The sequence below is a fragment of the Streptomyces pilosus genome (assembly GCF_014649835.1).
Classification (GTDB): domain Bacteria; phylum Actinomycetota; class Actinomycetes; order Streptomycetales; family Streptomycetaceae; genus Streptomyces; species Streptomyces pilosus.
The window spans coordinates 14,629-38,230 of the sequence record NZ_BMTU01000020.1; the positions used below are offsets into that span (position 1 = coordinate 14,629).

Consider the following 23,602-nt stretch of genomic DNA (forward strand, 5'->3'; position numbering starts at 1 on the left):
ATGCGGCTGAATGGAGGCATGAGCTCCTCCGAGACCGAGCCGTCGGCCCAGCCGGCCGGCGCGCTCCCCGCGGTCGCGCCGCACCTGCGCGCCCTGCGGCGACGGGCCTCCCTGACCCTGGAGGCCGCCGCCCGCGACGCGGGACTGTCGCCGGCCCACCTCTCCCGCCTGGAGACCGGGCAGCGCCAGCCCTCGCTGCCGATGCTGCTGTCCCTCGCCCGCATCTACGGTACGACGGTCTCCGAGCTGCTCGGCGAGGCGGCCGCCGGCCGGGACGCGGTGGTGCGCGCCGCCGACATGGACTCCACCACCGCGGGCGGCTGGACCTACTGGCCGGCCGGTGCCCCCGGGCGGGGCATGCAGGCGCTGCGGGTCCGCGTGCCGCACGGTTCCCAGGGCGACATCGTGCGCGTCCACCCCGGCGAGGAGTGGCTGTACGTCCTCAGGGGGCGGCTGCGGCTGCGCCTGGGGGACACCGTGCACCGGCTCGCCCCGGGCGACAGCGCGCACTTCGACTCGCTGACCCCGCACCGCATCGAGGCGTCCGACCCCGACGGGGTCGAGCTGCTGTTCGTCCACACCCTGCTGCAGAGTCCCACGGCCGCGCTGTGCCTGGGCCCGATCCACGGAGACGCGACATGACCGGCAAGGACATGGAGGAGAAGCTGCCCCGCGCCATGTGGGTGCGGCTGTTCATCTACGTGGTGGTGGGGCACGTCCTCGCGGCCTTCATCTACTTCCTCTTCGAGGTGGCCCCCAAGAAGTAGGGGGCCGCTCCGCGCGGAGAACGCGAAGGGCGCGGGGCGCCGCCTCAGTCGAGCAGGCGCGCGCGCAGCCGCTCCCGGGTCTCGGGCGTGAGCCCGAGGCCCTGCTCCAGATAGGGGTCCACGCCACCCCACGTCTCCTCGACGGTCTCGAAGGCGGCCGACAGGTACTCCGCCCGGGCGTCGAACAGGGGGTCGAGCAGCTCCATCACCTCGGGGGAGTAGGCCGAGGCGGAGCTGCCGCTGCGGTGCACCTTGTAGCGGCGGTGCGTGGCGCTGGACTTCAGGTAGTCGTCGACGATCGCGTCCCGCTCCACGCCCAGGGCGAGCAGCGTCACCGCCACCGACAGTCCCGCGCGGTCCTTGCCCGCCGCACAGTGCATCAGCGCGGGGACGCTGTCCTCGGCGAGCGAGCGCAGCACCAGAGCGTGCTCGGCGGTGCGCTCCTTGATGATCAGACGGTAGGAGCTGATCATCCGGTCCGCGCCCTTGCCGTCCGCGAGGATCGAGCGCAGCTGGTCCAGGTCGCCGTCGCGGACCATCTTCCAGAACTCGGCGCCGTCGGCCGGGTCGCTGAGCGGCAGGTTCACGTTGCGCACGCCCGGCAGCTCGACGTCCGCCCCCTCCAGCTTCTGGTCGGCCGCGTTGCGGAAGTCGAAGATGGTGTGCAGCCCCAGCGAGGACAGGAAGACGGCGTCCTCCGCGGTCGCGTGGGCGAGGTGGCCGCTGCGGAACAGGACTCCGTGCCGCACCCGCCGTCCGTCCACGGTCGGCAGTCCGCCCACGTCGCGGAAGTTGCGGACTCCGGCCAGCCCCGGTTCGGTCGACGGGATCTGCTGCGTCACGTAGGACTCCTCCCACTCCGCACCGTCGCCGCGGCTCGTCGACGGGCACCACTCGACGATACGACATCGCCTGCCTGGGGCAACGAGGTGTCCACGGGCACGGCCGGGCCGCTCCACGGCCCCGGTGACGACGGTGCTCCGGTGACGCGGATCTCTTCGAGGGGCGGGTGCGCCCGCACCGGAGCGGTGCCCCGCATGAGGTGACCGCGATCGTCGCATTCGGGTGTTCTGTCCGTTTAGATCCATTGGTGTCAACGTGCCCCGTTAGGGCGGGAGATGGGTGTGGGGTGCGTGAGCATCGTCATATCCGTGACGATGCGTTGTCGCCATGTGCACGTAATTCGCTGGAACGGCAAGGGAATTCGGACGTCGATCCGACGTGCGCATCGACGCTCGGTGACGTCGTTTCGTCCTGTGGATCACGAAAAAGGGCGTGCGCGGTGAACCTCCGCTTGTCCCGTCGCGTCCGGGTCGCTTACGTTCCCAACCGATCCGGACGGACGCCTAATCCTGCCGCCGCCCGGAGCCCGCACACACTGACCCGTGTACGGCAGGAGCGGGGGACCCACAGGTACGACTGCCTGTTCCGGTCTCCGGAACGGCTTGGGGTTAAGCCGCGCGACAGCGCGGCCGGGCATCTCCAGTCCGAACCCGACAGCTCACCTCGTAGGCGCCGGAGAGGAAATTCGTCATGCCCGCGAAGGGTAAGCACCGCCGTACCAAGGCCCAGCGCCTCACCCGTTCCATCGCCGTCGCCGGAACCGGTGGCGCCGCACTCGCCCTGCCGCTTCTCGGCGCCACCGGCGCGCACGCCGCCGCCCCGCAGGCGGCCCCCGAGAAGACCGTCCAGTCCGTCTCCGCCGGCCACCAGGCCACGGCCGGCAAGAGCGGTGAGGTCCGTACCTACACCGTGAAGGCCGGCGACTACCTCGCGAAGATCGCCGAGGCGGAGCAGGTCGACGGTGGCTGGAAGAAGCTCTACGCGGACAACCGCCAGGCCATCGGTGACGACCCGTCACTCATTCACCCCGGCCTGAAGCTCTCCGTGGACGGCAAGGCCGCCGAGGCCCCGAAGAAGTCCGCCACGCCGAAGCCCGCCACGCCGAAGCCCGCCGCGCCCAAGGCCGAGAAGCCCGCCGAGAAGCCGGCGCAGCAGTCGTCCGAGAAGTCGGCCCCGCAGACGTCCACGCAGACGACCGCGAACCAGGCCGCCTCCGGCTACAGCTCCCCGGTGCCCGGCGGCGGCGTCGGCACCGCCTACAAGGTGGCCGGCAGCATGTGGTCCAGCGGCTACCACACCGGTGTCGACTTCAGCGTGCCGACCGGCACCTCCCTGAAGGCCGTCGGCTCCGGCACGGTCGTCTCCGCGGGCTGGGCCGGCGCGTACGGCAACCAGGTCGTCATCAAGCTCAGCGACGGCTACTACGCCCAGTACGCCCACCTGTCCTCGCTGTCGGTCTCGGCCGGCCAGACCGTGAGCGGCGGCCAGCAGGTCGGCCTCTCCGGCTCGACCGGCAACTCGACCGGCCCGCACCTCCACTTCGAGATCCGCACCAGCCCGAACTACGGCTCGGACGTGGACCCGGTCTCCTACCTCCGCTCCAAGGGCGTCTCCCTCTGACCCCTGCGGCGACCTTCCTGACACGCACGCCGAAGGCCGGCTCCCTTCCCCGGGGCCGGCCTTCGCCGTATTCCGCGACGGCCGACTTCGCGGAGTGGCTTATCTCACCGCGCGTCAACCCTTGCCTACGGTCGCGTAGGTCACATTAAAAGGTGAATCATGACCTGCTGTGGCAGACGATTCGAAGAATGACAGCAGAAGAGTGATCGGGTCGTACGTGGCGGTGGGGGACAGCTTCACGGAGGGCGTCGGTGACCCCGGCCCCGACGGGTCCTTCGTCGGCTGGGCCGACCGGTTCGCCGTACTCCTCGCCGACCTCCGGCCCGAGGGCGCTTTCGACTACACCAATCTCGCCGTGCGCGGAAAGCTGTTGGACCAGATCATGGCGGACCAGGTCCCGCGGGCCGTGGAACTCGCCCCGGACCTCGTCTCCTTCTGCGCGGGCGGCAACGACATCCTCCGTCCGGGATCGGACCCCGACGAGGTGGCAGAACGTTTCGAGCGGGCCGTCGCCGCGCTCACCGCCGTGTCCGGCACCGTGCTGGTGACGACCGGGTTCGACACCCGCGGCGTCCCCCTCCTCAAGCACCTGCGCGGCAAGATCGCCACCTACAACGGGCACGTGCGGGCCGTCGCCGACCGCTACGGCTGCCCGGTGCTGGACCTGTGGTCCCTCAGGAGCGTCCAGGACCGCAGGGCCTGGGACGCCGACCGGCTGCACCTGTCGCCCGAAGGGCACACCCGCGTGGCGCTCCGCGCCGGGCTCGCCCTCGGCCTGGAGGTCCCCGCCGACCCGGAGCAGCCCTGGCCGCAGCTGCCGCGCCGCGGCGCCCTCGAGGTCCGCCGGGACAACGTGCAGTGGGCCCGTGAGTACCTGGTGCCGTGGATCGGCCGCCGGCTGCGCGGCGAGTCCTCGGGCGACCACGTGATCGCCAAGGGGACGCTGTCGCCGGACGACATCAAGGTGCGGATCGCCGCCGTGGCGTGAGACGCCGCCGCGCCGCCGCGGCGGCGCGCCGGCCACGGAGGACCGGGGCACGCGGCCGGCGGGCGCCGTCCGGCCGGCCGCGCGGCCCGGCGACCCGCCGGAACCGCCACCGGTCGCCACTTTCCGCGACCGGCCGTGACCGACCGTGACCGGCACCCCGGGTGTCGTACCGGCCGCACATAATGGAATGTCTGAACGACTCCACCTGGAGGTACCGTGGCCGGCTCCCCTTTCCGCAGTCCCACGCTCCGCGCCTTGCGGCCCCTGGGTTTCGGCGCGGACCCCGGCGGGGAGCGCATGGCCCGCATCCGCAGGTCCCCCCACTTCGCGGACGGCGTGTTCCAGAACCCGGGCGGCCCCGCCCGGACCCGCCCCTCGGGCTCGGCGCGTGACTTCGCGAAGGTGTACTTCGACAAGGACAGCCGTACCCGCCGTGCCCCGCAGGGCCACATCCCGGTGCACCCCACCACCCTCGCCGACATCTCCCGCCCGCCCGCCTCGGGGCTGCGCCTGACCTGGACGGGCCACTCCTCGGTCCTCGCGGAGATCGACGGCCACCGCGTCCTCTTCGACCCCGTCTGGGGCGAACGCTGCTCGCCCTTCCCCTTCGCCGGACCCCGGCGGCTGCACCCGGCACCCCTCCCGCTCGCGGCCCTCGGCCCGGTCGACGTGGTCGTCATCTCCCACGACCACTACGACCACCTCGACCTGCCCACGATCAGGGCGCTCGCCGGCACGGACACCCTGTTCGCGGTGCCCCTCGGGGTGGGGGCGCACCTGGAGCGCTGGGGTGTGCCGGCGGACCGGCTGCGCGAGCTGGACTGGCACGAGTCGACGACGGCCGGAGGTCTCACCCTCACCGCCACACCGGCCCGCCATTTCTGCGGCCGCGGCCTGCGCAACACCCAGCACACCCTCTGGGCCTCCTGGGTCGTCACCGGCGGGGAGCACCGGGTCTACCACAGCGGCGACACCGGCTACTTCGACGGCTTCGCGGAGATCGGCGCCGCCCACGGCCCGTTCGACGCGACCATGATCCAGGTCGGCGCGTACTCGGACTTCTGGCCGGACATCCACATGACGCCCGAGGAGGGCGTACGGTCCCACCTCGACCTGCAGGGCGGCGCGCCGGCCGGTGTCCTGCTCCCCATCCACTGGGGCACCTTCAACCTGGCGCCGCACCCGTGGGCCGAGCCGGGGGAGTGGATGAGGGACGCGGCCGAGGAGGCCGGTCAGGCGGTGGCGTTCCCGCGGCCGGGCGAGCCGTTCGAGCCGGCGGGGCGAGTGCCGGGCGAGCCGTGGTGGCGGGCGGTCTCCGGTCCGGTCGCTCACCCCTGGCGGAATCCCCGGAGCACCGGGCACGTGGCCGGGACGAGCAAGGGGGACCTCGACCTCGCGGGCGAGCGGTGACGCCGTCCGGGCTCGTGCCGGCTCAGTCGGTGACCCGGCTCCGGTTCTGGTAGGCGAGCGCCAGGTACTCCGGGTGCCGTGCCATCCAGGCCGCGATGAACGGGCAGGTGGCCAGCACCGGCAGACCTCGCTCGCGCGCGTCGTCGAGCACGGCGCGGGCCAGCGCCGAACCGAGCCCCCGGCCGTTGTACGCCGGGTCGATCACCGTGTGCGGGTACACGACCAGCGCGTCCGTTCGCAGGTAGTCCGCGAAGCCGACGGTCTCGCCGTCCAGCCGCACCTCGAACCGTGAGGCCTCGGCCACGTCGACGACGTCCACACCACTGTCGTCGGGAAGGCTCTGCGCGGGCATGTACGGCTCCGGTTCTCTCGGGGACGGGGAGGACGTCATCGAGCGTAGCTCCCGGCCACCACCTCCGCGGCCACGGAGACGTGGGCAATGGACGGGTGGTTGCGGTGCACGGGGGAGCGGCGCGTGTTCGCGGTATCGGCGACCCACCGACGGACGCAACCCACCGGGTCGTGGTTCCGGGCCGTCGTGCGCGACCGGCACGTCCGAGCCGGCTCGCCACCCGGCCGCCGAGCCACATGCTCCGGCCCGTCTCGCCCGGCGCTCACGCCGTGCCGTGCGTCACCGGCCACCGGCCCGGCGGCCGGGTGCTCCGGCCGTTACGGGATACTGCGGGCATGCGGATCTCGGCCAGAGCGGACTATGCGGTGCGTGCCGCCCTGCAGCTCGCCGCCGTCGCGGAGGGCTGCCCGCTCACCACGGAGGCCATCGCCGACGCCCAGGGCATTCCGCGCAAGTTCCTGGAAGGCATCCTCAACGACCTGCGCCGCGAGGGCCTGGTGGTGAGCCGGCGCGGTGCGAACGGCGGCTACCGGCTGTCAGGGCCGGCGGAGTCCATCAGCATCGCGGACGTCATCCGGGCCGTCGACGGCCCGCTCGTCTCCGTCCAGGGCGTACGCCCGCCCGACCTGTCCTACACCGGCCCGGCCACCGCCCTGCTCCCGCTGTGGATCGCGCTGCGGGCCAACGTGCGGCAGATCCTGGAGGGCGTCTCCCTCGCGGACGTCGTCTCCGGCCGGCTGCCCGAGGGCGTGATGCGGCTGACGGACGCCCCGGCCGCCTGGACCAACCCGTAACCGTCCCGACTGCTGGGACGGGCGCGTCCGGTGGGCGGATGCCACCTTGCTGAGGCCCCGTCACTCCCGCAGGATGATTCCCTACCAATCCAATAGGGAAATGGGGAGCCGTGGCTGAGGTGGAGGTGATCACCACCGCCGGGGACTACTGGCGGCGCGTCGCCGACGAGGTCGCCGACGATCTCGCCGTGGACGCGGTCGACCGCGAACGGGCCGGCAAGCCCCCCTTCGACGAGGTCGGGCGGCTGCGGGAGTCCGGACTGCCGGCCGTGCTCGTCCCGCCCGCGCCGGACGGGCGCGGGACGCCCTGGCGAGACGCCTGCGCCGTCGTACGCCGGATCGCCGCCGCCGACGGCTCGGTGGGTGAACTCCTCGGCCGCCACTACGTGCTGTCCTGGAGCGCCCGATTCTTCGCCGCCCCGGACCACGCCGACGCGCTGGAGGCCCGCTCGGCGCGGGAGGGGTGGCTGTGGGCGGGCGCGACCGCCTCTCCCGGACCGCTCACCCACGGCGACCTGCCCGGCCCCGTCCTCGGCCCCGCCGCCGGTGGCGGACACCTCGTCCTGCACGGCCACCGTGCCCTGCCCACCGCGGTGCACGACGCCGACCGGCTCGTCGTCGACGCCGTCTGCTCCGTCACCCACGAACCGGTGGTCGTGGTGGTGGACGCGCGGCACCCACGGGTGGGCCGCGCCCCGGAGCACGACCGGCTCGGCCAGCGACTCACCGGCGCCGGCACCGTCCACTTCGACGGCGTACCCGTCGCCGCGGCCGACGTGCTCGGTCCCGCCGGGCTCGACGAGGAACTGACCCCGCCGCACACCGCACTCGCCCCGCTCGCCCTCGCCCTGATGCTGACCCAGGTCGCGCTGGGCGTGGCCGAGGGGGCGCTGGCGGAGGCCAAGGACCTCGGCCGCCGCGGGCGTCGCTCCCGGCCGGCGCACGGCGACGCCGACGTCCTCCAGGCTTACGGCGAGCTCGCCCTCGCCCTGCACACCGCCGCGGCGGTGACCGACCGCGCGACGGCGGCCGTGGCGGACGCGCTCGCCGCGGGCCAGGAACTCGGCCACGAGCGGCGGGCCGACACCGCCGCGCAGGTCGCGGTGGCCGGCGCGGTCACCGCCAAGGCCGCCCTGCTGACCGGCGAGCGCGTCCTGGCCCTCACCGACGCGGAGGGAGCCGACCGGTTCTGGCGCAACATCCTCGCGCTGGTGGACCGCCACCCCGCCGGTCCCACCATGAGGGCCATCGGCGACCACTACCTGAACTCCGCGCACAGTGGCGCGCCTTCGGCCTCCTGGCCTCTTCTGTACGGAGAGTGATGTTCTGGCCGGAGGGGGTGGGCCGGTTCGGTGGCGGTCCGGAGCCCCGGCCGGTCGGCTCCGAGGTGCCGGCGTGCCCCTGATGCGCGCCGTGTGCCGCGTCCCCGCCTCGTCCTCACGGGCCGTCATGACCGGTTCCGACCAGCATTGATCGCCGTGTGTTCGCTCCTGATCCCGCACCCTGAACGGTTATCGGTCTGTCGTACGACACCTCATACCAGAGCGCGATGCTGTCCGCACCAGTTTGTCAACTGCCCACCGCCCATGATGCGGTGGCGACTACGGTGAGTGTCGGTCAGCGGGCGTGACGGCCCGCGCCGCAGGGCGCGCTCGTGCCGAGGAGCCGCGCCGACGAGTCGGGATCAGGGAGCGGGGACCGGTACGTGCAGCCACAAGGCGGACGAGGGAGTCGACGGGGCGGGGCGCCCCGGCACCCGGGCCCGGCCGCGGCCCGGGACACCGTCCACACGCCGGTACCCGTCGGGACCACGGTCGTGGCCCGGGTGCCGGACCGCGGCGGCCCGCAGCCCGGCGACCCCCGGACCCGGGGAACCGGCCCGGCCGCCCGGCCGGACCGGCGCGAGGGCGGGCGGCACGGAAGGCCGTCCGCACGGACCACCACCGCGCCGCACGAGACACCCGTACGGCACCAGCTCCTGCGCCTCGCCGTGCTGCCGCCCGTCGCGGTGGCGCTCAGCGCCTGCGCCGCCGTGCTCTTCACCGTCCGCTCCACCGGCATCCGGCCGGGCCCCACCCTGTGGGCCGTCCTCGGCGGCGCCACCTCGGTGACCTTCGCCGGCATCGTCATCGCCGCCGTGGCCGCCGAGCGCGCCGCCCGCACCGTGAACGACCGCATCGGCGCCCTGCGCCGGAGCACCGCCCGGCGCGAGGCCGACCTGCACGCCCTCGTCGAGGCGCTGCGCCACGGCGAGGCCCCGCCCCCGCCGGCCCGGCGCTCCCGGCCGGCCGGGACCGCCGACGAGTTCGACCTCCTCGCCGCCGACCTCACCCGTGCCCACGACGGCGCCGTCACCGCCGTGGTGCAGGCGTCCCGGCTCTCCAGCCAGGCCGGCAGCGAACAGAAACTCGAGGTGTTCGTCAACCTCGCCCGGCGACTGCAGTCCCTGGTGCACCGCGAGATCTCCATCCTCGACGAGCTGGAGAACGAGATGGAGGACCCCGACCTGCTCAAGGGCCTCTTCCATGTCGACCACCTCGCCACCCGCATCCGCCGCCACGCCGAGAACCTCGCCGTGCTCGGCGGTGCCGTCTCCCGGCGGCAGTGGAGCAACCCGGTCCCCGTGACGGAGGTCCTGCGCTCGGCGATCGCCGAGGTCGAGCAGTACTCGCGCGTCAGACTCGTCCCCCCGATCGACGGCACACTGCGCGGACACGCGGTCGCCGACGTCATCCACCTGCTCGCCGAACTCGTCGAGAACGCCACGGTGTTCTCCGCCCCGCACACCCAGGTGCTGCTGCGCGCCGGCCTCGTCACCTCCGGGCTCGCCGTCGAGGTCGAGGACCGCGGACTCGGGATGCCCCTCGCCGAGCAGGACCGCATGAACGCGCTGCTCACCGACCCCGACCAGGTCCAGGTCGCCAGCCTGCTGGCCGACGGCCGCATCGGACTGTACGTGGTCTCCCAGCTGGCCAAGCGGCACGGCATCCACGTCCGCCTCCAGAGCAACATCTACGGCGGCGTCCAGGCCGTGCTGGTGGTCCCCCAGGCGCTGCTCGGCGCGGAACCCGGCGCACCGGACACCGCGACGGAACCCCAGCCGTACGACGCCGGCGCCGCGGCCGTCCCGGCGGCCCTCCACCTGCCGGCCGCACCGCCGGACGGACCGGTCCGGGCGGACGCCGCGACCCCCCGCACACCCGAGGCGCACCTCACCCCGCCCGTGCCCCGCACCGGCACTCCCGCCCCCTCCGGCGACACCGTCACCGTCCCCCCGCCGCTGCCCCTGCGCGGCGCCCGCGAGACGCGCCCCACCCCCGCCGAGGCCGCCCCCGGCGTCCACCCCGGCGACCGGGACGCCCACCCCGGCCACGCGGCCACGCCCCTCACCCCGCGCGGCACGACGGTGCGCGGCACCATGGGCCGGCCCCGGCTCCCCCGCAGACGCGCCCAGGAGCACATCGCGCCGCAGCTGCGCGACGGCCCCGCGCCCCGCCAGGACACCGAGGACGTCGCCGGCCACGACCCGCAGCTCATGGCGGCCTTCCAGCGGGGCGTCAGCCTCGCCGAGTCCCGGCAGCAACTGTCCGACGCCCCGGGGCCGCCCGCCACCGCACCCCGCGGTGAACACACCGTCCGGCAGGACGGGAGCACACCCGCCGGATGACCACCCCCGCCCCCAGCGCTCCCGCAGACCTTCGTACCCCAAGGAGTCGATCCACCATGGCGAGCGATGCGCCGACCGCCCAGGTATCCGACCTCGACTGGCTGATGAGCGGCCTCGTGCAGCGCGTACCGCACACGAACAGTGCCGTACTGCTGTCGTGCGACGGACTGGTGAAGTCCGTGCACGGACTCGACCCCGACAGCGCCGACCACATGGCGGCGCTCGCCTCCGGCCTGTACTCCCTCGGCCGCAGCGCCGGCGTCCGCTTCGGCGACGGCGGAGACGTCCGCCAGGTCGTCGTCGAACTCGACTCGACGCTGCTGTTCGTCACCACCGCGGGCTCCGGCACCTGCCTCGCCGTGATGGCCGGCCGGGAGGCCGACGCGGCCGTGCTCGGCTACGAGATGGCGATGCTGGTCAAGTCCGTCCGCCCGTACCTGATGACCGCACCCCGCCAGCAGGGCGTCGAACCGCCGGCGATGAGGCCTTGAGCGTGAAGGCGGCCGGCGACGGGCCGTGGCTCGACGACGCGGCCGGCCGGCTGGTGCGCCCCTTCACGGTCAGCAACGGCCGGACCCGCCCCACCGTCGCCCTCGACCTGCTGTCGCAGGTGAGAGCCACCGGCGCCACCCCCCTCGGCTACCTCGGCCCCGAGCACGCACAGGCCCTCGACCTGTGCCGCGCCCCCGTACCGGTCGCCGAGGTCGCCGCCCATCTCGGGCTTCCGGTGGCCGTCACCAAGGTGCTGCTGGCGGACCTCGTCGAATGCGGGGCGCTCACCGACAAACCTCCCGCGTTCCACCACAACCCGACGGACCGGGCCCTTCTGGAGGCAGTGCTCGATGGACTACGACGACAGCTCTGACCGGGCCGCCGGCGCCCACCGCGGCGACGAGCCGTTCCCGACCGCGCTCAAGATCCTGGTAGCGGGCGGGTTCGGCGTCGGCAAGACCACCTTCGTCGGCGCGGTCAGCGAGATCGCACCGCTCAGCACCGAGGAACTCCTCACCACGGTGGGCGCCGACACCGACAACCTCGACGGCATCGAGAACAAGGTCGAGACCACCGTGGCCATGGACTTCGGCCGCATCACCCTCGACGCCGAGCACGTGCTGTACCTGTTCGGCACACCCGGCCAGGAGCGGTTCTGGTTCATGTGGGACGAGCTCTGCGAGGGCGCGCTCGGCGCGGTCGTCCTCGCCGACACCCGGCGCCTGGAGGAGTGCTTCGCCGCCGTCGACTTCTTCGAGCAGCGGGGCCTCGGATTCATCATCGCCGTCAACGAGTTCGACGGCGCCTTCCGCTACGACCCCGGGGAGGTGCGTGCCGCCCTCGACCTCGCCGCGGACGTCCCCGTCGTGTGCTGCGACGCCCGCATCTCCAGCTCGGGCGTCCAGACCCTGCTCACCCTCGTCCGCCACCTCATCGTCCACGCCCCCGCCGCCGCGACGGGGTACGGCGCCCACACGTGATCCCCGCACCCCCTCGGAGCCCCGCATGACCCACGCCCACGACCCGGGAGCCCGCCCATGAGCTACGACCCGCCCCGCCCGGCAGGTCGTCTGCTGCTCACCCCCGAGGACAAGGAGGCGCCGGCCCGCGTCCGCAGGCTGCGCGGACTGGGCCTCGGGGACCACCCCGAGCCCTCGCTGGACGTCTTCGCGTACGCGCTCGCGGAGCTGATGGGGACGCCGTACGCCATGGTCAACCTCCCCGGCGAGCACGGGCAGTTCTTCGCCGGCCTGCACACCCCCACCGCCGCGCCCGCCCTGCGCGGCGACGGCAGCGGCGCCCTGCTGGGCCGGGTGCTGCCCCGCGACCACGGCTTCTGCCCGCACGTGGTGGCCCGGCGCAGGGCACTGGCGCTGGAGGACGTCGGCGACTACCCGAGGTTCGCCGGCAACCCGGTGGTGGACGAGTTCGGCATCCGCTCCTACCTCGGAGCGCCGCTCGTCGACAGCACCGGCACCGTGCTGGGCACCGTCTCGGTCACCGACGTCCGGCCGCGGACCTGGGGCCGGCCGGGACTCGACGCCGTCAAGGCACGGGCCGCCGACCTCGTCCCGCGGCTGGAGCGCCGGGAGGACGGCGGACTGCCGCCGTAAGGACCGCCCGCGCCGCCGATGGGGTGACGGCGTGAAGCAAAGCTGTGGCCGCGCTTAAGAAATCCTCGATGGACCGGTGAGGGTGTCGTACGGCAGATTGCAGTGCATTCCACTCCTCTTCCCGGACCGGGGCCTGTTCGGCATGCCCCGCGGCCCGGGACTCACCCCTCAGGAGCCGAAGCGTTGAAGGCGCTGGTCAAGGAGAAGGCGGAGCCCGGGCTGTGGCTCGCGGACGTCCCGGAGCCCGCCGTCGGACCCGGCGACGTGCTCATCAAGGTGTTGCGCACCGGTATCTGCGGCACCGACCTGCACATCCGGTCCTGGGACGGCTGGGCCCGGCAGACGATCACCACCCCGCTGGTCCTCGGGCACGAGTTCGTCGGCGAGGTCGTGGAGACCGGCAGGGACGTCACCGACATCGGCATCGGTGACCGGGTCAGCGGCGAGGGCCACCTGGTGTGCGGCAAGTGCCGCAACTGCCTGGCCGGCCGCCGCCACCTGTGCCGGGCCACCGTCGGCCTCGGCGTCGGACGCGACGGCGCCTTCGCCGAGTACGTCGTCCTGCCCGCCGGCAACGTCTGGGTGCACCGGGTCCCGGTCGACCTCGACGTCGCCGCGATCTTCGACCCGTTCGGCAACGCCGTGCACACCGCGCTGTCCTTCCCGCTGGTCGGCGAGGACGTCCTGATCACCGGTGCCGGCCCGATCGGTCTCATGGCCGCCGCCGTGGCCCGGCACGCGGGCGCGCGCAACGTGGTGGTCACCGACGTCAGCGAGGAGCGCCTGGAGCTCGCCCGCAAGATCGGCGCGACCCTGGCGCTCAACGTCGCCGAGTCGACGATCGCCGACGGGCAGCACACCCTCGGCCTGCGCGAGGGTTTCGACATCGGCCTGGAGATGTCCGGCCGCCCCGAAGCCGTCCGGGACATGATCGACAACATGACGCACGGCGGCCGCATCGCCATGCTCGGTCTGCCCTCCGAGGAGTTTCCGGTCGACTGGTCGAAGATCGTCACCTCGATGATCACCATCAAGGGCATCTACGGCCGTGAGATGTTCGAGACCTGGTACGCCATGTCGGTGCTGCTGGAGGGGGGTCTCGACCTCGCCCCGGTGATCACCGGCCGCTACTCCTACCGCGACTTCGACGCCGCCTTCGAGGACGCGGCCGCCGGCAAGGGCGGCAAGATCATCCTCGACTGGACCGCGTAGGTCCCCCCGCCTCCCAAGGAGCTTCCCGACATGTTCGACTCCGTGCGCGACGACCTGCGCGCCACCCTCGACGAGATCCGCGCCGCCGGCCTGCACAAGCCCGAGCGCGTCATCGGCACCCCGCAGTCCGCCACCGTGAACGTCACGGCCGGCGGCCGCCCCGGCGAGGTGCTCAACTTCTGCGCCAACAACTACCTCGGCCTCGCCGACCACCCCGAGGTCGTCGCCGCCGCCCACGCGGCCCTGGACCGCTGGGGCTACGGCATGGCCTCCGTCCGCTTCATCTGCGGCACCCAGGAGGTCCACAAGGAGCTGGAGGCGCGGCTGTCGGCGTTCCTCGGCCAGGAGGACACGATCCTCTACTCCTCCTGCTTCGACGCCAACGGCGGTGTCTTCGAGACGCTGCTCGGCCCCGAGGACGCGGTGATCTCCGACGCGCTGAACCACGCCTCGATCATCGACGGCATCCGGCTGTCCAAGGCCCGCCGCTTTCGCTACGCCAACCGCGACATGGCCGACCTGGAGCGGCAGCTCAAGGAGGCCGCGGAGGGCGGCGCGCGCCGCACGCTGATCGTCACCGACGGCGTCTTCTCCATGGACGGCTACGTGGCCCCGCTGGACGAGATCTGCGACCTCGCCGACCGGCACGGCGCCATGGTCATGGTCGACGACTCGCACGCCGTCGGCTTCGTCGGCCCCGGCGGGCGCGGCACCCCCGAACTGCACGGCGTGATGGACCGCGTCGACATCATCACCGGCACCCTCGGCAAGGCCCTCGGCGGCGCCTCGGGCGGTTACGTCGCCGCCCGCGCGGAGATCGTCGCCCTGCTGCGCCAGCGCTCCCGCCCGTACCTCTTCTCCAACACGCTCGCCCCGGTGATCGCCGCCGCCTCCCTGAAGGTCCTCGACCTGCTGGAGTCGGCCGACGACCTGCGCGTCCGGCTCGCCGGGAACACCGCCCTCTTCCGCCGCCGGATGACCGAGGAGGGCTTCGACATCCTCCCCGGTGACCACGCCATCGCCCCGGTGATGATCGGCGACGCGTCGGAGGCGGGCCGCATGGCCGAGCTGCTCCTGGAGCGCGGGGTGTACGTGATCGGCTTCTCCTACCCGGTGGTGCCGCAGGGCCAGGCCCGCATCCGCGTCCAGCTGTCCGCGGCGCACTCCACGGACGACGTGAACCGCGCGGTGGACGCCTTCGTGGCGGCCCGGGCGGAGCTCGACGCGTGAGCGGAGCACACCGAGCGATTTGAGACAATCGCATTCATGATCGAGGCGCGGCGGCTCCACATCCTCCGTGCGGTGGCGGACCACCGCACGGTCACGGCGGCGGCCGCCGCGCTGTACCTGACCCCCTCTGCCGTCTCCCAGCAGCTCGCCGCCCTCGAGCAGGAGACCGGCCACCGGCTGGTCGAGCGCGGCGCCAAGGGCGTACGGCTCACCCCGGCCGGCGAGATCCTGCTCGGCCACACCAACGCCGTCCTCGCCCAGCTGGAACGGGCCGAGGCGGAGCTGGCCGCCTACGGCTCGGGGGAGGCCGGCACCGTCACGGTCGCCGCCTTCGCCACTGGGATCGCGCAGGTCGTCGCACCCGCGGTGGCCCGTCTCGCCGATGCGGCGCCGGGCATCCGCATCCGGGTCCAGGACGCCGAGGGGGATGCCAGCCTGCCGATGGTCCTCGACCGGCAGGTCGACGTCGCCGTGGCCGTCGAGTACCGCGGGGCGCCCCCCGCCGACGACCCGCGACTGACCCACGTACCCCTGTACGCCGAGCCCTTCGACGCGGTCGTGCCCGTCACCCACCGGCTGGCCGACGCCCCCGAGGTGCCGCTCGCCGAACTGGCCAAGGACGCCTGGATCGGCCCCTACCCCGGCAACCCGTGCCATGACGTGGTGGTCCTCGCCTGCGAGAGCGCCGGCTTCCAGCCGCGCCTGGAGCACTCCTCGGACGACTTCCGCGCGGTGGTCGCCCTCGCCTCGGCGGACGTCGGCGTCGCCCTGGTGCCCCGCTCGGCCCTGCGCGGCACGGACCTGACGGGTGTGGTCGTCCGCCCCGTCGACGGGGTGGCCCCGACCCGCCGGGTCTTCGCCGCCGTGCGCCGGGGCGCGGAGGGGCATCCGCTGATCCGGCCGGTCCTGGACGCGCTCCGCGCGGCGGCCGGGGAAGCCTAGGCAGTTTCGTTTGGATCAGTCGGTCGTTGGTCCGGGTGTGCCGTTGACTGATGCGCAGTGGGCGCGGATTGAGCCGTTGCTCCCGGACCGGACTCCGAAGCGGGGTGGCCGCTGGCGGGACCATCGTGAGGTGATCGACGCGATCGCCTACAAGTTCCAGACCGGCACGCAGTGGGTTCACCTGCCGGAGAAGTACGGCAACTGGCGAGGGGTCTACAACCGGCTCCGGATGTGGGCCGTCGACGGCACCTGGGAGCGAGTCTTTACCACCCTGGTCGCCCAGGCTGACGCGGACGAGGACCTCAACTGGGCCGTCTCGGTCGACTCCACCATCGTGCGGGCCCACCAGCACGCGGCCGGAGCCCGCAAAAGGGGGCCCCGGCCGGAGAGCCGGCCGACCATGCCATCGGCCGGTCCCGCGGCGGACTGACCACGAAGATCCACCTCGCTGCCGATGCCCGCTGCCGGCCCCTGGCGTTCGTTCTCACCGCAGGCCAGGCCGGTGACGCACCCGCGTTCACCGACGTCATGGCCCGCCTGCGCGTTCCCCGCCGGCGAGGACGGCCCCGCACCAGGCCAGACCTGGTGCTGGCCGACAAGGCGTACTCCTCCCGCGCGATCCGCGAGCACCTGCGCAAGCGCGGCATCCGGGCAGTGATCCCCGTCCCCGCAGACCAGCGCAGACACCGGCTACGTCGGGGCAGCCGGGGCGGCAGACCACCGGCCTTCGACCGCGAGACCTACAAGCAGCGCAACACCGTCGAGCGGTGCATCAACCGCCTCAAGCAATGGCGAGGCATCGCCACCCGCTACGAAAAGACCGCCACCATCTACCTGGCCGGACTCCACATCGCAGGCATCTTCCTCTGGTCCGCCCGGTGATCCAAACGAAACTGCCTAGAGGCCCCCTTCCCTCACGTCTCACATCCGGGATATCGTCCCGGATGTGAGACAAGCTGACGCGGGGCACACCCCGGATCCCCTCGATGTCCGGCTCGCCGCGCGACTGGCCGCGCTCCGGACCGCTCACGGCTGGTCCCTGGGGGACCTGGCGGAGCGCACCGGCATCAGCCGGTCCACCCTCTCCCGCGCGGAGCGGGCGGAGACCAGCCCCACCGCCGCCCTGCTGAACCGCCTGTGCGCCGTCTACGGCCGGACCATGTCCCAGCTGCTCAGCGAGGTCGAGACCGAACCCGCACCCGTGGTGCGCGCCGCCGACCAGGGGGTGTGGGAGGACCGGGCATCCGGGTTCGTCCGCCGGTCGGTCTCCCCGCCGCACGGCGGACTGCGCGGCGAACTCGTCGAGGGACGCCTCGCGGCCGGCGCGGACATCGCCTACGACCGGCCGCCCGTGCCGGGCCTGGAACAGCACATCTGGGTTCTGGAGGGAGCCCTCTCCGTGACGGCGGACGACGTCGGGCACCACCTCGGCGAGGGCGACTGCCTCCGGCTGCGCGTCTGGGGTCCGGCCCGGTTCCGCTGTCCCGGCCCCGGTGACGTGCGCTATGTGCTGGCGGTGGTCCGGCCGTGAACACCCTCCACCCCACCGCCGCCCAACTCGATGCCATGGCGGGAGAGTTGGCCGATCTGCTGACCGACGCCGTGGACGACGGCGCCTCCGTCGGCTTCCTCACCCCGCTCGACCGCGCGGAGGCGGTCGCCTGGTGGCGGGAGCGGTCCGCGGCCGTGGCCGCCGGGCGCCTCCTCGTCTGGGTGGCGTTCGAGGAACCCGGCCGGATGCTCGGCACCGTGAGCCTCGCCCTCCCCGGCAAACCCAACAGCGCGCACCGCGCGGAACTGGTGAAGCTGATGGTGCGCCGCACGGCCCGCGGCCGGGGCCTGGCGCGGGCCCTGCTGGCCGTCGCCGAGGAGGCGGCCGCGGCCCGGGGGATCACCCTGCTGCACCTGGACACCGAGTCCGGCAGCCCCGCCGAGCACCTCTACCGCTCCACCGGCTGGACCGCGGCCGGCGCCATCCCGGACTACGCGGCCGACCCGGCCGGGGTGCTGCGGCCGACGACGATCTACTACAAGCGCCTGCCGGCGGCCGCGGCACCCGCCACCGGGTGATTGTCGGTGCGGGCCGCTACGGTGCCTGCCATGCCGGAAGCCGAAGACGTACGACGGATCGCCCTGTCCCTGCCGGACACGACGGAGAAGATCGCCTGGAGCATGCCCACGTTCCGGGTGGCGGGGAAGATGTTCGCCACGCTGCCCGAGGACGAGACCTCCGTCGCGGTGCGCTGCCCCAAGGAGGAGCGCGACGAACTGGCCCTCGCCGAACCGGAGAAGTTCTGGATCGCCGACCACGAGGCACAGTTCGCCTGGGTCAGGGTCCGCCTCGCCGCACTGGAGGACGAGGGCGAACTGCGCGACATCCTCGCCGACTCCTGGCGTCAGGCCGCCCCGGCCGGCCTCCAGCAGGAGCACCCCCGGCTGGGACTGCCGCCCGCGTGACCGACCCCGCGGGTACCGCCGGTGCCCGGCCCCGCCGGCCCGCCAGGCCGGGCCGGTCCCGGTCCGCACCGCCCCTCGTCACACCCGCTCCGGCACCGCCCCCACGAACGCGCCGATGCGTGCCCGCAGCGACCGGGCGTCCAGGCCGTGGGCGGCGACGTGCTCGTCGATCCGCCCGTACCGGCGCAGTTCGGCCCGGCCCACACCCAGCCCCAGTACCCGGTGCGGCACATCGGCCAGCGCGTCGTTCGCCGACGCCGTCGACGTACCCGCCAGGTACGGCTCGACGAGCACCACGTCGGTCCCCGCCGACCGGGTGGCACGGCGCAGACCGGCCGCGTCGAAGGGCCGGACGGTGGTGGCGTGGAGCACGGTGACGTCCAGACCCTCCGTCGCGTCCAGCACGGTGTCCAGCAGGGGGCCGACGGCGACCACGACCCCGCGGCGCCCCTCGCGGACCGTGCGGAACCGCTTCCCGTCCACGGGCAGCGCCCATGCGTTGGCCTGCAGCGACAGGCGTACGTACACCTTGTCGTCACCGGCCGCCACCGCGTGCCGCAGCAGCGTCTCGGCCTCGTCCGGGTGCCCCGGCACGTGCACGGTCCAGCCGTCCAGGGTGTCCAGCAGCGCCACGTCGCCCGGAGCCATGTGCGTGTAACCGCCGGCCGGCCAGTCGAAGGAGGCGGCGGCGCTCACCAGCACCGCCCCGGCGTCCTGGTGCCCCAGGTCCAGCTTGACCTGCTCGAACGGCCGCTCGACCAGGAAGCTGGCGAAGGTGTGCACGACCGGCCGCAGCCCGGTCAGCGCCATCCCGGCCGCCGCCCCGACCAGCAGTTGCTCGCGGATGCCCACGTTGACGACCCGGTCCGGGTGCCGTCGCAGCGCCTCGGTGAAGTCGGCCATGCCGATCTCGGCGAGCACCACCGCCACGCGCGGGTCCTCGTCCAGCAGCCGGGTGACGACGGGGGCGAAACGATCACGCATGCTGTCCACGGAGATCGGTCCCTTCCTTGATGCGGTACGACAGGGGGAGGTTCACGCGTCCTTCGGCTCGACCCGGGCCACGACCGCGTGCGGTCTGCCCGGATGCGGTGCGGTGAACGCGGCGTACAGCGCCTCGTGGTCACGGCCGTCGACCGTGAGCGCGGACCAGCCCGCCGCCTCGAAGCGCGCGGTGATCCCGCCCGGCCGGGCGTACGAGGCCGAGGAGTTGTCGACGACCACGGTGTGCAGACGGTCCAGCCCGGCCGGCCCGGCGAAGGCGATCGCCTCGTGGTTGCTGCCCTCGTCCAGCTCGGCGTCCCCGACCAGCGTCCACACCCGGGGCTCGTGGAGCCCCTGCGCGCGCAGTCCGAGCGCCGTGCCGGCCGCGATCGGCAGTCCGTGCCCCAGCGACCCGCTGCCGATCTCCACCCCCGGCACGAGCACCCGGTCGGGGTGGTGGCCGAGCGGGGAGTCGTAGGAGCCGAACCCCGGCAGCCAGTCCACCGGAAGGAAGCCCTTCGCGGCCAGCACCGCGTAGTAGGCCATCGGACCGTGCCCCTTCGACAGCAGGAACCGGTCCCGCCCGGGATCGTCCATCCGCTCCGGTCCGACCCGCAGGACCCGGTCGTAGAGCACCCACAGCACGTCCAGCGTCGACGTCGCGGCAGGACCGTGCTTCTCGTCACCGGTCATCAGCCCCATCAGGGCCGGCAGATCCGTGAATCCGTACGCGTGCGCGTGTTGCTCGGTGATCGTCATACGCCCATCGTTCAACCTCGACTGGACTTGAGGTCAAGCATCGGCCGGGCGGAAACGGATGCGCGATCACCGCCCCGAGTGCGGTATGGTTTCCGTGCGCGTTCGGCCGGGGGAATCCCCAGGTCAGACGGGCAACGGGACGTGGCGCAGCTTGGTAGCGCACTTGACTGGGGGTCAAGGGGTCGCAGGTTCAAATCCTGTCGTCCCGACTTGTCGCAAGGCAGTCGGAGGCCGCATCGGGAAAACCCGGGGCGGCCTCTTCGTCGTTCCCCGGCCGTTCCCGGCCGCCGTGACGCCCTGGAGGGTGACTCGGTCCCGAATGTCCTTGATGTGAAGATCAGCGTTGCCTAACGTTCGCCGGTAGACACCGCCGCGGGGCCTCCCCGCGCCGCGACCCCGGAGGCGAGGTGTGGAGCGCGTGCACGCGAGGCGCGGACGTACCGGAAGACCGCGGCGGACGCGGGCACTGGTCGCGCTGACCCTGCTGGCGTCGGCGCTCGCCGCCTGCGGCGGTGACGAGACCGCCTCCCGCCCCACCCTCAACTGGTACAACTTCCCGGACGACTCCGGCGCCCTGCAACAGGCCGCCGACCGGTGCAGCCGGGCCTCCGGCGGCCGCTACCGGATCAGTTACAACAAACTGCCCCGGGCCGCCGACGGACAGCGCCAGCAACTGGTCCGCAGGCTCGCCGCCGAGGACGACTCCCTCGACATCCTCGGCCTCGACGTCACCTGGGCCGCCGAGTTCGCCGAGGCCCGCTGGATCCGGGAGTGGACCGGCGAGACGAAACGCCGGGCCACCGAGGGCACACTCCGCGTCCCCCTGCGGACGGCCACCTGGAAGGACAAGCTGTACGCCGTCCCGTACAACACCAACGTCCAGCTCCTGTGGTACCGCGAGGACCTGGTGCCCACCCCGCCGAAGACCTGGTCGGAGATGCTGGACATGTCCCGCGACCTCGCCCGCAGGGGCGAACCGCACTACGTGGAGATCCAGGGCGCCCAGTACGAGGGCCTCACGGTCTGGTTCAACTCCCTGCTCAACAGCGCCGGTGGCAGCATCCTGAACCCGGCCGCCACCGAACCCTCCCTGGGACCGCCCGCCGTACGGGCCGCCTCGGTCATGCGCGACCTCGCGGGCTCCCCGGCCGCCGACCCCTCCCTGCCCAACCAGATGGAGGACCAGAACCGCCTGGCCATGGAGTCGGGAGTGGCCGCCTTCGAACTCAACTACCCGTTCGTGTATCCGTCGATGAGAAGCAACAACCCGAAGCTGTTCGAGAACTTCCGCTGGGCCCCCTACCCGCGCGTCGACGCCGGCCGGCCCGCCCGCCCCACCATCGGCGGCATCGACCTCGCCGTCAGCTCCTACTCCCGCCACCCGGACCTCGCCTTCGAGGCCGCCCTGTGCCTGCGCAACCGGGAGAACCAGCTCACCGCCGCGCTCGAGGGCGGGCTGCCGCCCACCCTGCGCGCCCTGTACGACGAACCGGAGTTCATGAAGCAGTACCCCTTTTCCAAGGAGGTGCTGGCCTCCCTGGAGTCGGCGAGCGTACGGCCCGTCACCCCCGCCTACCAGAACGTGTCGATCGTCGTCTCCCACACCCTGTCGCCACCCTCGGAGATCCAGCCCGAGAAGGCGGTCGACACCATCGGCGACCAGATCGACCAGGCCCTGCGATCCGAGGGTGTGATCCCGTGAGCACCATGGCAGGGCCGGCGAAGGGCCGGAAGACGCTCTCCGCCGGAGCCAGGCAGGAACGCCGGCTGGGCCTGCTGCTGTGCGCGCCGGCCGTCCTCGTCATGACCGCCGTGACCGCCTACCCCATCGGCTACGCGGTCTACCTCTCCCTCCAGCGCTACGACCTGCGCTTCCCCGTCCGGGCCGAGTTCGTCGGCCTGAGCAACTACGGGTCGGTGCTGTCCTCGCCGTACTGGTGGGAGGCCTTCTGGGTCACCCTGTTCCTGACCGCCGTGTCCGTCGCCATCGAACTCGTCCTCGGCATGGGCCTCGCACTGGTGATGCACCGCACGCTCTTCGCACGCGGCACGGTGCGCACCGCGGTCCTCATCCCGTACGGCATCGTCACCGTCGTCGCCGCCTTCTCCTGGCAGTACGCCTGGACCCCGGAACTCGGCTACCTCGCCGAGCTGCTGCCCAGCGGCGACGCCCCGCTCACCGAACAGTGGCCCGCGCTGTGGCTGATCATCCTGGCCGAGGTGTGGAAGACCACCCCGTTCATGGCCCTGCTCCTGCTGGCCGGACTCGCCCTGGTGCCGGAGGAGACCCTCAAGGCCGCCATGGTCGACGGCGCGACCCCCTGGCAGCGCTTCACCAAGGTCATGCTGCCGCTGATGAAGCCGGCCATCCTGGTCGCCCTGCTCTTCCGCACCCTGGACGCGTTCCGCATCTTCGACAACATCTACGTCCTGACCTCGGGCGCCCACGGGACCGGCTCCCTGTCCATCCTCGGCTACGACAACCTGTTCACGGCACTGAACCTCGGCATCGGCTCGGCGATCTCCGTCCTGATCTTCCTGTGCGTCGGCATCATCGCCTTCACCTTCGTCAAGCTGTTCGGCGCCGCCGCACCCGGAGCGGAGGTGCGGCGCTGATGGCCGCCGCGGGCAGCAGGCACAGGGCCCGCTGGGCCGTCGTCAACCTGGTCGTGGTGCTGTACGCCCTCTTCCCGGTGTGGTGGATCGCCGCCCTCTCCTTCAAGGACCCGGGCACCCTCTCCGACGGCAACTACATCCCTCGGGACTGGACCTTCGAGAACTACCGGGGCATCTTCCGGACCTCCGAGTTCACACGGGCGCTGGTGAACTCCATCGGCATCGCCCTCATCGCCACCGTGATCGCGGTCGCCCTCGGCACCATGGCCGCCTACGCCGTGGCCCGGCTGCGGTTCCCCGGCAAGCGCGTCCTCATCGGCATGTCGCTGCTCATCGCCATGTTCCCGCCGATCTCCCTGGTCTCCCCGCTGTTCGAGATCGAGCGGATCATCGGGATCTTCGACACCTGGCTCGGGCTGATCATCCCGTACATGACCTTCTCGCTGCCGCTGGCGATCTACACCCTGTCGGCGTTCTTCCGGGAGATCCCCTGGGACCTGGAGAAGGCCGCCAAGGTGGACGGGGCCACTCCCGCGCAGGCCTTCCGGCTGGTCATCGTGCCGCTGGCCGCGCCCGGCGTCTTCACCACGGCCATCCTCGTGTTCATCTTCTGCTGGAACGACTTCCTGTTCGCCATCTCGCTGACCTCCACCGAGTCGGCGCGTACGGTGCCCGCCGCGATCGCGTTCTTCACCGGCAGCTCGCAGTTCCAGCAGCCCACCGGGTCGATCGCCGCGGCAGCCGTGGTGATCACCGTCCCGATCGTCATCTTCGTCCTGCTCTTCCAGCGGCGGATCGTCGCCGGACTCACCTCCGGCGCGGTCAAGGGATGAGCATGAAGGCAAGGAGCAGCCAC

Annotated in this window: 26 protein-coding genes, 1 tRNA gene and 1 riboswitch; of the genes, 23 read left to right on the forward strand and 4 right to left on the reverse strand. The window is 72.7% G+C overall.

Features of this window, described 5'->3' with window-relative positions; genetic code table 11:
- The first annotated feature begins 18 nt into the window (after positions 1–18).
- Positions 19–642 (forward strand): helix-turn-helix domain-containing protein, encoded by a 624-nt coding sequence (locus tag IE118_RS31605; RefSeq protein WP_189561539.1) that lies wholly within the window; start codon positions 19–21, stop codon positions 640–642.
- Positions 639–767, forward strand: coding sequence for a DUF6126 family protein (locus tag IE118_RS31610; RefSeq protein WP_103545957.1), 129 nt, complete (start codon positions 639–641; stop codon positions 765–767). Before IE118_RS31605 ends, IE118_RS31610 begins: the two co-directional genes overlap by 4 nt.
- A 44-nt stretch (positions 768–811) precedes the next feature.
- Here the strand turns inward: IE118_RS31610 and IE118_RS31615 are convergent, their stop codons facing one another.
- Positions 812–1,609, reverse strand: coding sequence for a tyrosine-protein phosphatase (locus tag IE118_RS31615; protein ID WP_189561540.1), 798 nt, complete (start codon positions 1,607–1,609; stop codon positions 812–814).
- 524 nt (positions 1,610–2,133) lie between these two features.
- Positions 2,134–2,297, forward strand: a riboswitch (cyclic di-AMP (ydaO/yuaA leader).
- A 3-nt stretch (positions 2,298–2,300) separates the two neighbouring features.
- Here IE118_RS31615 and IE118_RS31620 point away from each other — a divergent pair.
- The 3 genes from IE118_RS31620 (at position 2,301) to IE118_RS31630 (ending at position 5,628) form a co-directional block, all read left to right on the forward strand.
- On the forward strand, positions 2,301–3,230 hold the full coding sequence (locus IE118_RS31620; RefSeq protein WP_189561541.1) for a M23 family metallopeptidase: 930 nt from the start codon (positions 2,301–2,303) through the stop codon (positions 3,228–3,230).
- Positions 3,231–3,432: 202 nt separating this feature from the next.
- A complete protein-coding gene (locus tag IE118_RS31625; RefSeq protein WP_189561621.1) occupies positions 3,433–4,218 on the forward strand; it encodes an SGNH/GDSL hydrolase family protein in 786 nt (261 codons plus the stop codon).
- Between the two features lie 297 nt (positions 4,219–4,515).
- Positions 4,516–5,628: an MBL fold metallo-hydrolase gene (locus IE118_RS31630; protein WP_189561622.1), complete on the forward strand. Its 1,113-nt coding sequence runs from the start codon at positions 4,516–4,518 to the stop codon at positions 5,626–5,628.
- A 22-nt stretch (positions 5,629–5,650) separates the two neighbouring features.
- Here the strand turns inward: IE118_RS31630 and IE118_RS31635 are convergent, their stop codons facing one another.
- Positions 5,651–5,980: a GNAT family N-acetyltransferase gene (locus IE118_RS31635; protein ID WP_189561542.1), complete on the reverse strand. Its 330-nt coding sequence runs from the start codon at positions 5,978–5,980 to the stop codon at positions 5,651–5,653.
- Positions 5,981–6,315: 335 nt separating this feature from the next.
- Between IE118_RS31635 and IE118_RS31640 the strand changes: the two genes are divergently transcribed.
- From IE118_RS31640 to IE118_RS31705, 14 genes are all read left to right on the forward strand, one after another.
- Positions 6,316–6,774: an RrF2 family transcriptional regulator gene (locus IE118_RS31640; RefSeq protein ID WP_189561543.1), complete on the forward strand. Its 459-nt coding sequence runs from the start codon at positions 6,316–6,318 to the stop codon at positions 6,772–6,774.
- A gap of 110 nt (positions 6,775–6,884) precedes the next feature.
- Positions 6,885–8,096 carry an acyl-CoA dehydrogenase family protein gene (locus IE118_RS31645; protein ID WP_189561544.1) on the forward strand — a complete coding sequence of 404 codons (1,212 nt, stop codon included), beginning with the start codon at positions 6,885–6,887 and terminating at the stop codon, positions 8,094–8,096.
- A gap of 503 nt (positions 8,097–8,599) precedes the next feature.
- Positions 8,600–10,441, forward strand: a complete 1,842-nt coding sequence (locus IE118_RS31650) for a sensor histidine kinase (protein WP_189561623.1) — start codon at positions 8,600–8,602, stop codon at positions 10,439–10,441.
- A gap of 56 nt (positions 10,442–10,497) precedes the next feature.
- Positions 10,498–10,932, forward strand: coding sequence for a roadblock/LC7 domain-containing protein (locus IE118_RS31655; protein WP_189561545.1), 435 nt, complete (start codon positions 10,498–10,500; stop codon positions 10,930–10,932).
- A gap of 2 nt (positions 10,933–10,934) precedes the next feature.
- A complete protein-coding gene (locus tag IE118_RS31660; RefSeq protein WP_189561624.1) occupies positions 10,935–11,306 on the forward strand; it encodes a DUF742 domain-containing protein in 372 nt (123 codons plus the stop codon).
- Positions 11,284–11,913 (forward strand): GTP-binding protein, encoded by a 630-nt coding sequence (locus IE118_RS31665; RefSeq protein ID WP_189561546.1) that lies wholly within the window; start codon positions 11,284–11,286, stop codon positions 11,911–11,913. Before IE118_RS31660 ends, IE118_RS31665 begins: the two co-directional genes overlap by 23 nt.
- 57 nt (positions 11,914–11,970) lie before the next feature.
- The gene (locus IE118_RS31670; protein ID WP_189561547.1) at positions 11,971–12,546 is read left to right on the forward strand and encodes a GAF domain-containing protein; all 576 of its coding nucleotides are present in this window, start codon (positions 11,971–11,973) and stop codon (positions 12,544–12,546) included.
- A gap of 183 nt (positions 12,547–12,729) precedes the next feature.
- A complete protein-coding gene (gene tdh / locus IE118_RS31675) occupies positions 12,730–13,758 on the forward strand; it encodes an L-threonine 3-dehydrogenase (RefSeq protein ID WP_189561548.1) in 1,029 nt (342 codons plus the stop codon).
- Positions 13,759–13,788: 30 nt separating this feature from the next.
- Positions 13,789–14,988 (forward strand): glycine C-acetyltransferase, encoded by a 1,200-nt coding sequence (locus IE118_RS31680; RefSeq protein WP_189561549.1) that lies wholly within the window; start codon positions 13,789–13,791, stop codon positions 14,986–14,988.
- 36 nt (positions 14,989–15,024) lie between these two features.
- Positions 15,025–15,930, forward strand: a complete 906-nt coding sequence (locus IE118_RS31685; RefSeq protein WP_189561550.1) for a LysR family transcriptional regulator — start codon at positions 15,025–15,027, stop codon at positions 15,928–15,930.
- 10 nt (positions 15,931–15,940) lie between these two features.
- A protein-coding gene (locus IE118_RS31690) for an IS5 family transposase (protein ID WP_373303255.1) occupies positions 15,941–16,812 on the forward strand; the annotation gives its coding sequence in 2 pieces (ribosomal slippage) (positions 15,941–16,298 and positions 16,298–16,812; 873 coding nt in all).
- A 64-nt stretch (positions 16,813–16,876) separates the two neighbouring features.
- A complete protein-coding gene (locus IE118_RS31695) occupies positions 16,877–17,461 on the forward strand; it encodes a helix-turn-helix domain-containing protein (protein ID WP_189561551.1) in 585 nt (194 codons plus the stop codon).
- A 35-nt stretch (positions 17,462–17,496) separates the two neighbouring features.
- Positions 17,497–18,000, forward strand: a complete 504-nt coding sequence (locus tag IE118_RS31700) for a GNAT family N-acetyltransferase (RefSeq protein ID WP_189561625.1) — start codon at positions 17,497–17,499, stop codon at positions 17,998–18,000.
- A 30-nt stretch (positions 18,001–18,030) separates the two neighbouring features.
- Positions 18,031–18,387: an MmcQ/YjbR family DNA-binding protein gene (locus IE118_RS31705; RefSeq protein WP_189561552.1), complete on the forward strand. Its 357-nt coding sequence runs from the start codon at positions 18,031–18,033 to the stop codon at positions 18,385–18,387.
- 78 nt (positions 18,388–18,465) lie between these two features.
- Here the strand turns inward: IE118_RS31705 and IE118_RS31710 are convergent, their stop codons facing one another.
- Positions 18,466–19,380 carry a transketolase family protein gene (locus IE118_RS31710; RefSeq protein WP_189561553.1) on the reverse strand — a complete coding sequence of 305 codons (915 nt, stop codon included), beginning with the start codon at positions 19,378–19,380 and terminating at the stop codon, positions 18,466–18,468.
- Positions 19,381–19,422: 42 nt separating this feature from the next.
- Positions 19,423–20,130: a thiamine pyrophosphate-binding protein gene (locus IE118_RS31715; RefSeq protein WP_189561554.1), complete on the reverse strand. Its 708-nt coding sequence runs from the start codon at positions 20,128–20,130 to the stop codon at positions 19,423–19,425.
- Between the two features lie 135 nt (positions 20,131–20,265).
- Between IE118_RS31715 and IE118_RS31720 the strand changes: the two genes are divergently transcribed.
- The 4 genes from IE118_RS31720 (at position 20,266) to IE118_RS31735 (ending at position 23,579) form a co-directional block, all read left to right on the forward strand.
- Positions 20,266–20,339, forward strand: a tRNA-Pro gene (locus tag IE118_RS31720).
- A gap of 209 nt (positions 20,340–20,548) precedes the next feature.
- The gene (locus tag IE118_RS31725; RefSeq protein ID WP_221345340.1) at positions 20,549–21,832 is read left to right on the forward strand and encodes an ABC transporter substrate-binding protein; all 1,284 of its coding nucleotides are present in this window, start codon (positions 20,549–20,551) and stop codon (positions 21,830–21,832) included.
- 5 nt (positions 21,833–21,837) lie between these two features.
- Positions 21,838–22,746 (forward strand): carbohydrate ABC transporter permease, encoded by a 909-nt coding sequence (locus IE118_RS31730; RefSeq protein ID WP_189561626.1) that lies wholly within the window; start codon positions 21,838–21,840, stop codon positions 22,744–22,746.
- Complete coding sequence (locus tag IE118_RS31735; RefSeq protein WP_189561556.1) at positions 22,746–23,579, forward strand: carbohydrate ABC transporter permease; 834 nt, start codon at positions 22,746–22,748, stop codon at positions 23,577–23,579. The genes IE118_RS31730 and IE118_RS31735 overlap by 1 nt, the downstream gene beginning before the upstream one ends.
- The last annotated feature ends 23 nt before the right edge of the window (positions 23,580–23,602 follow it).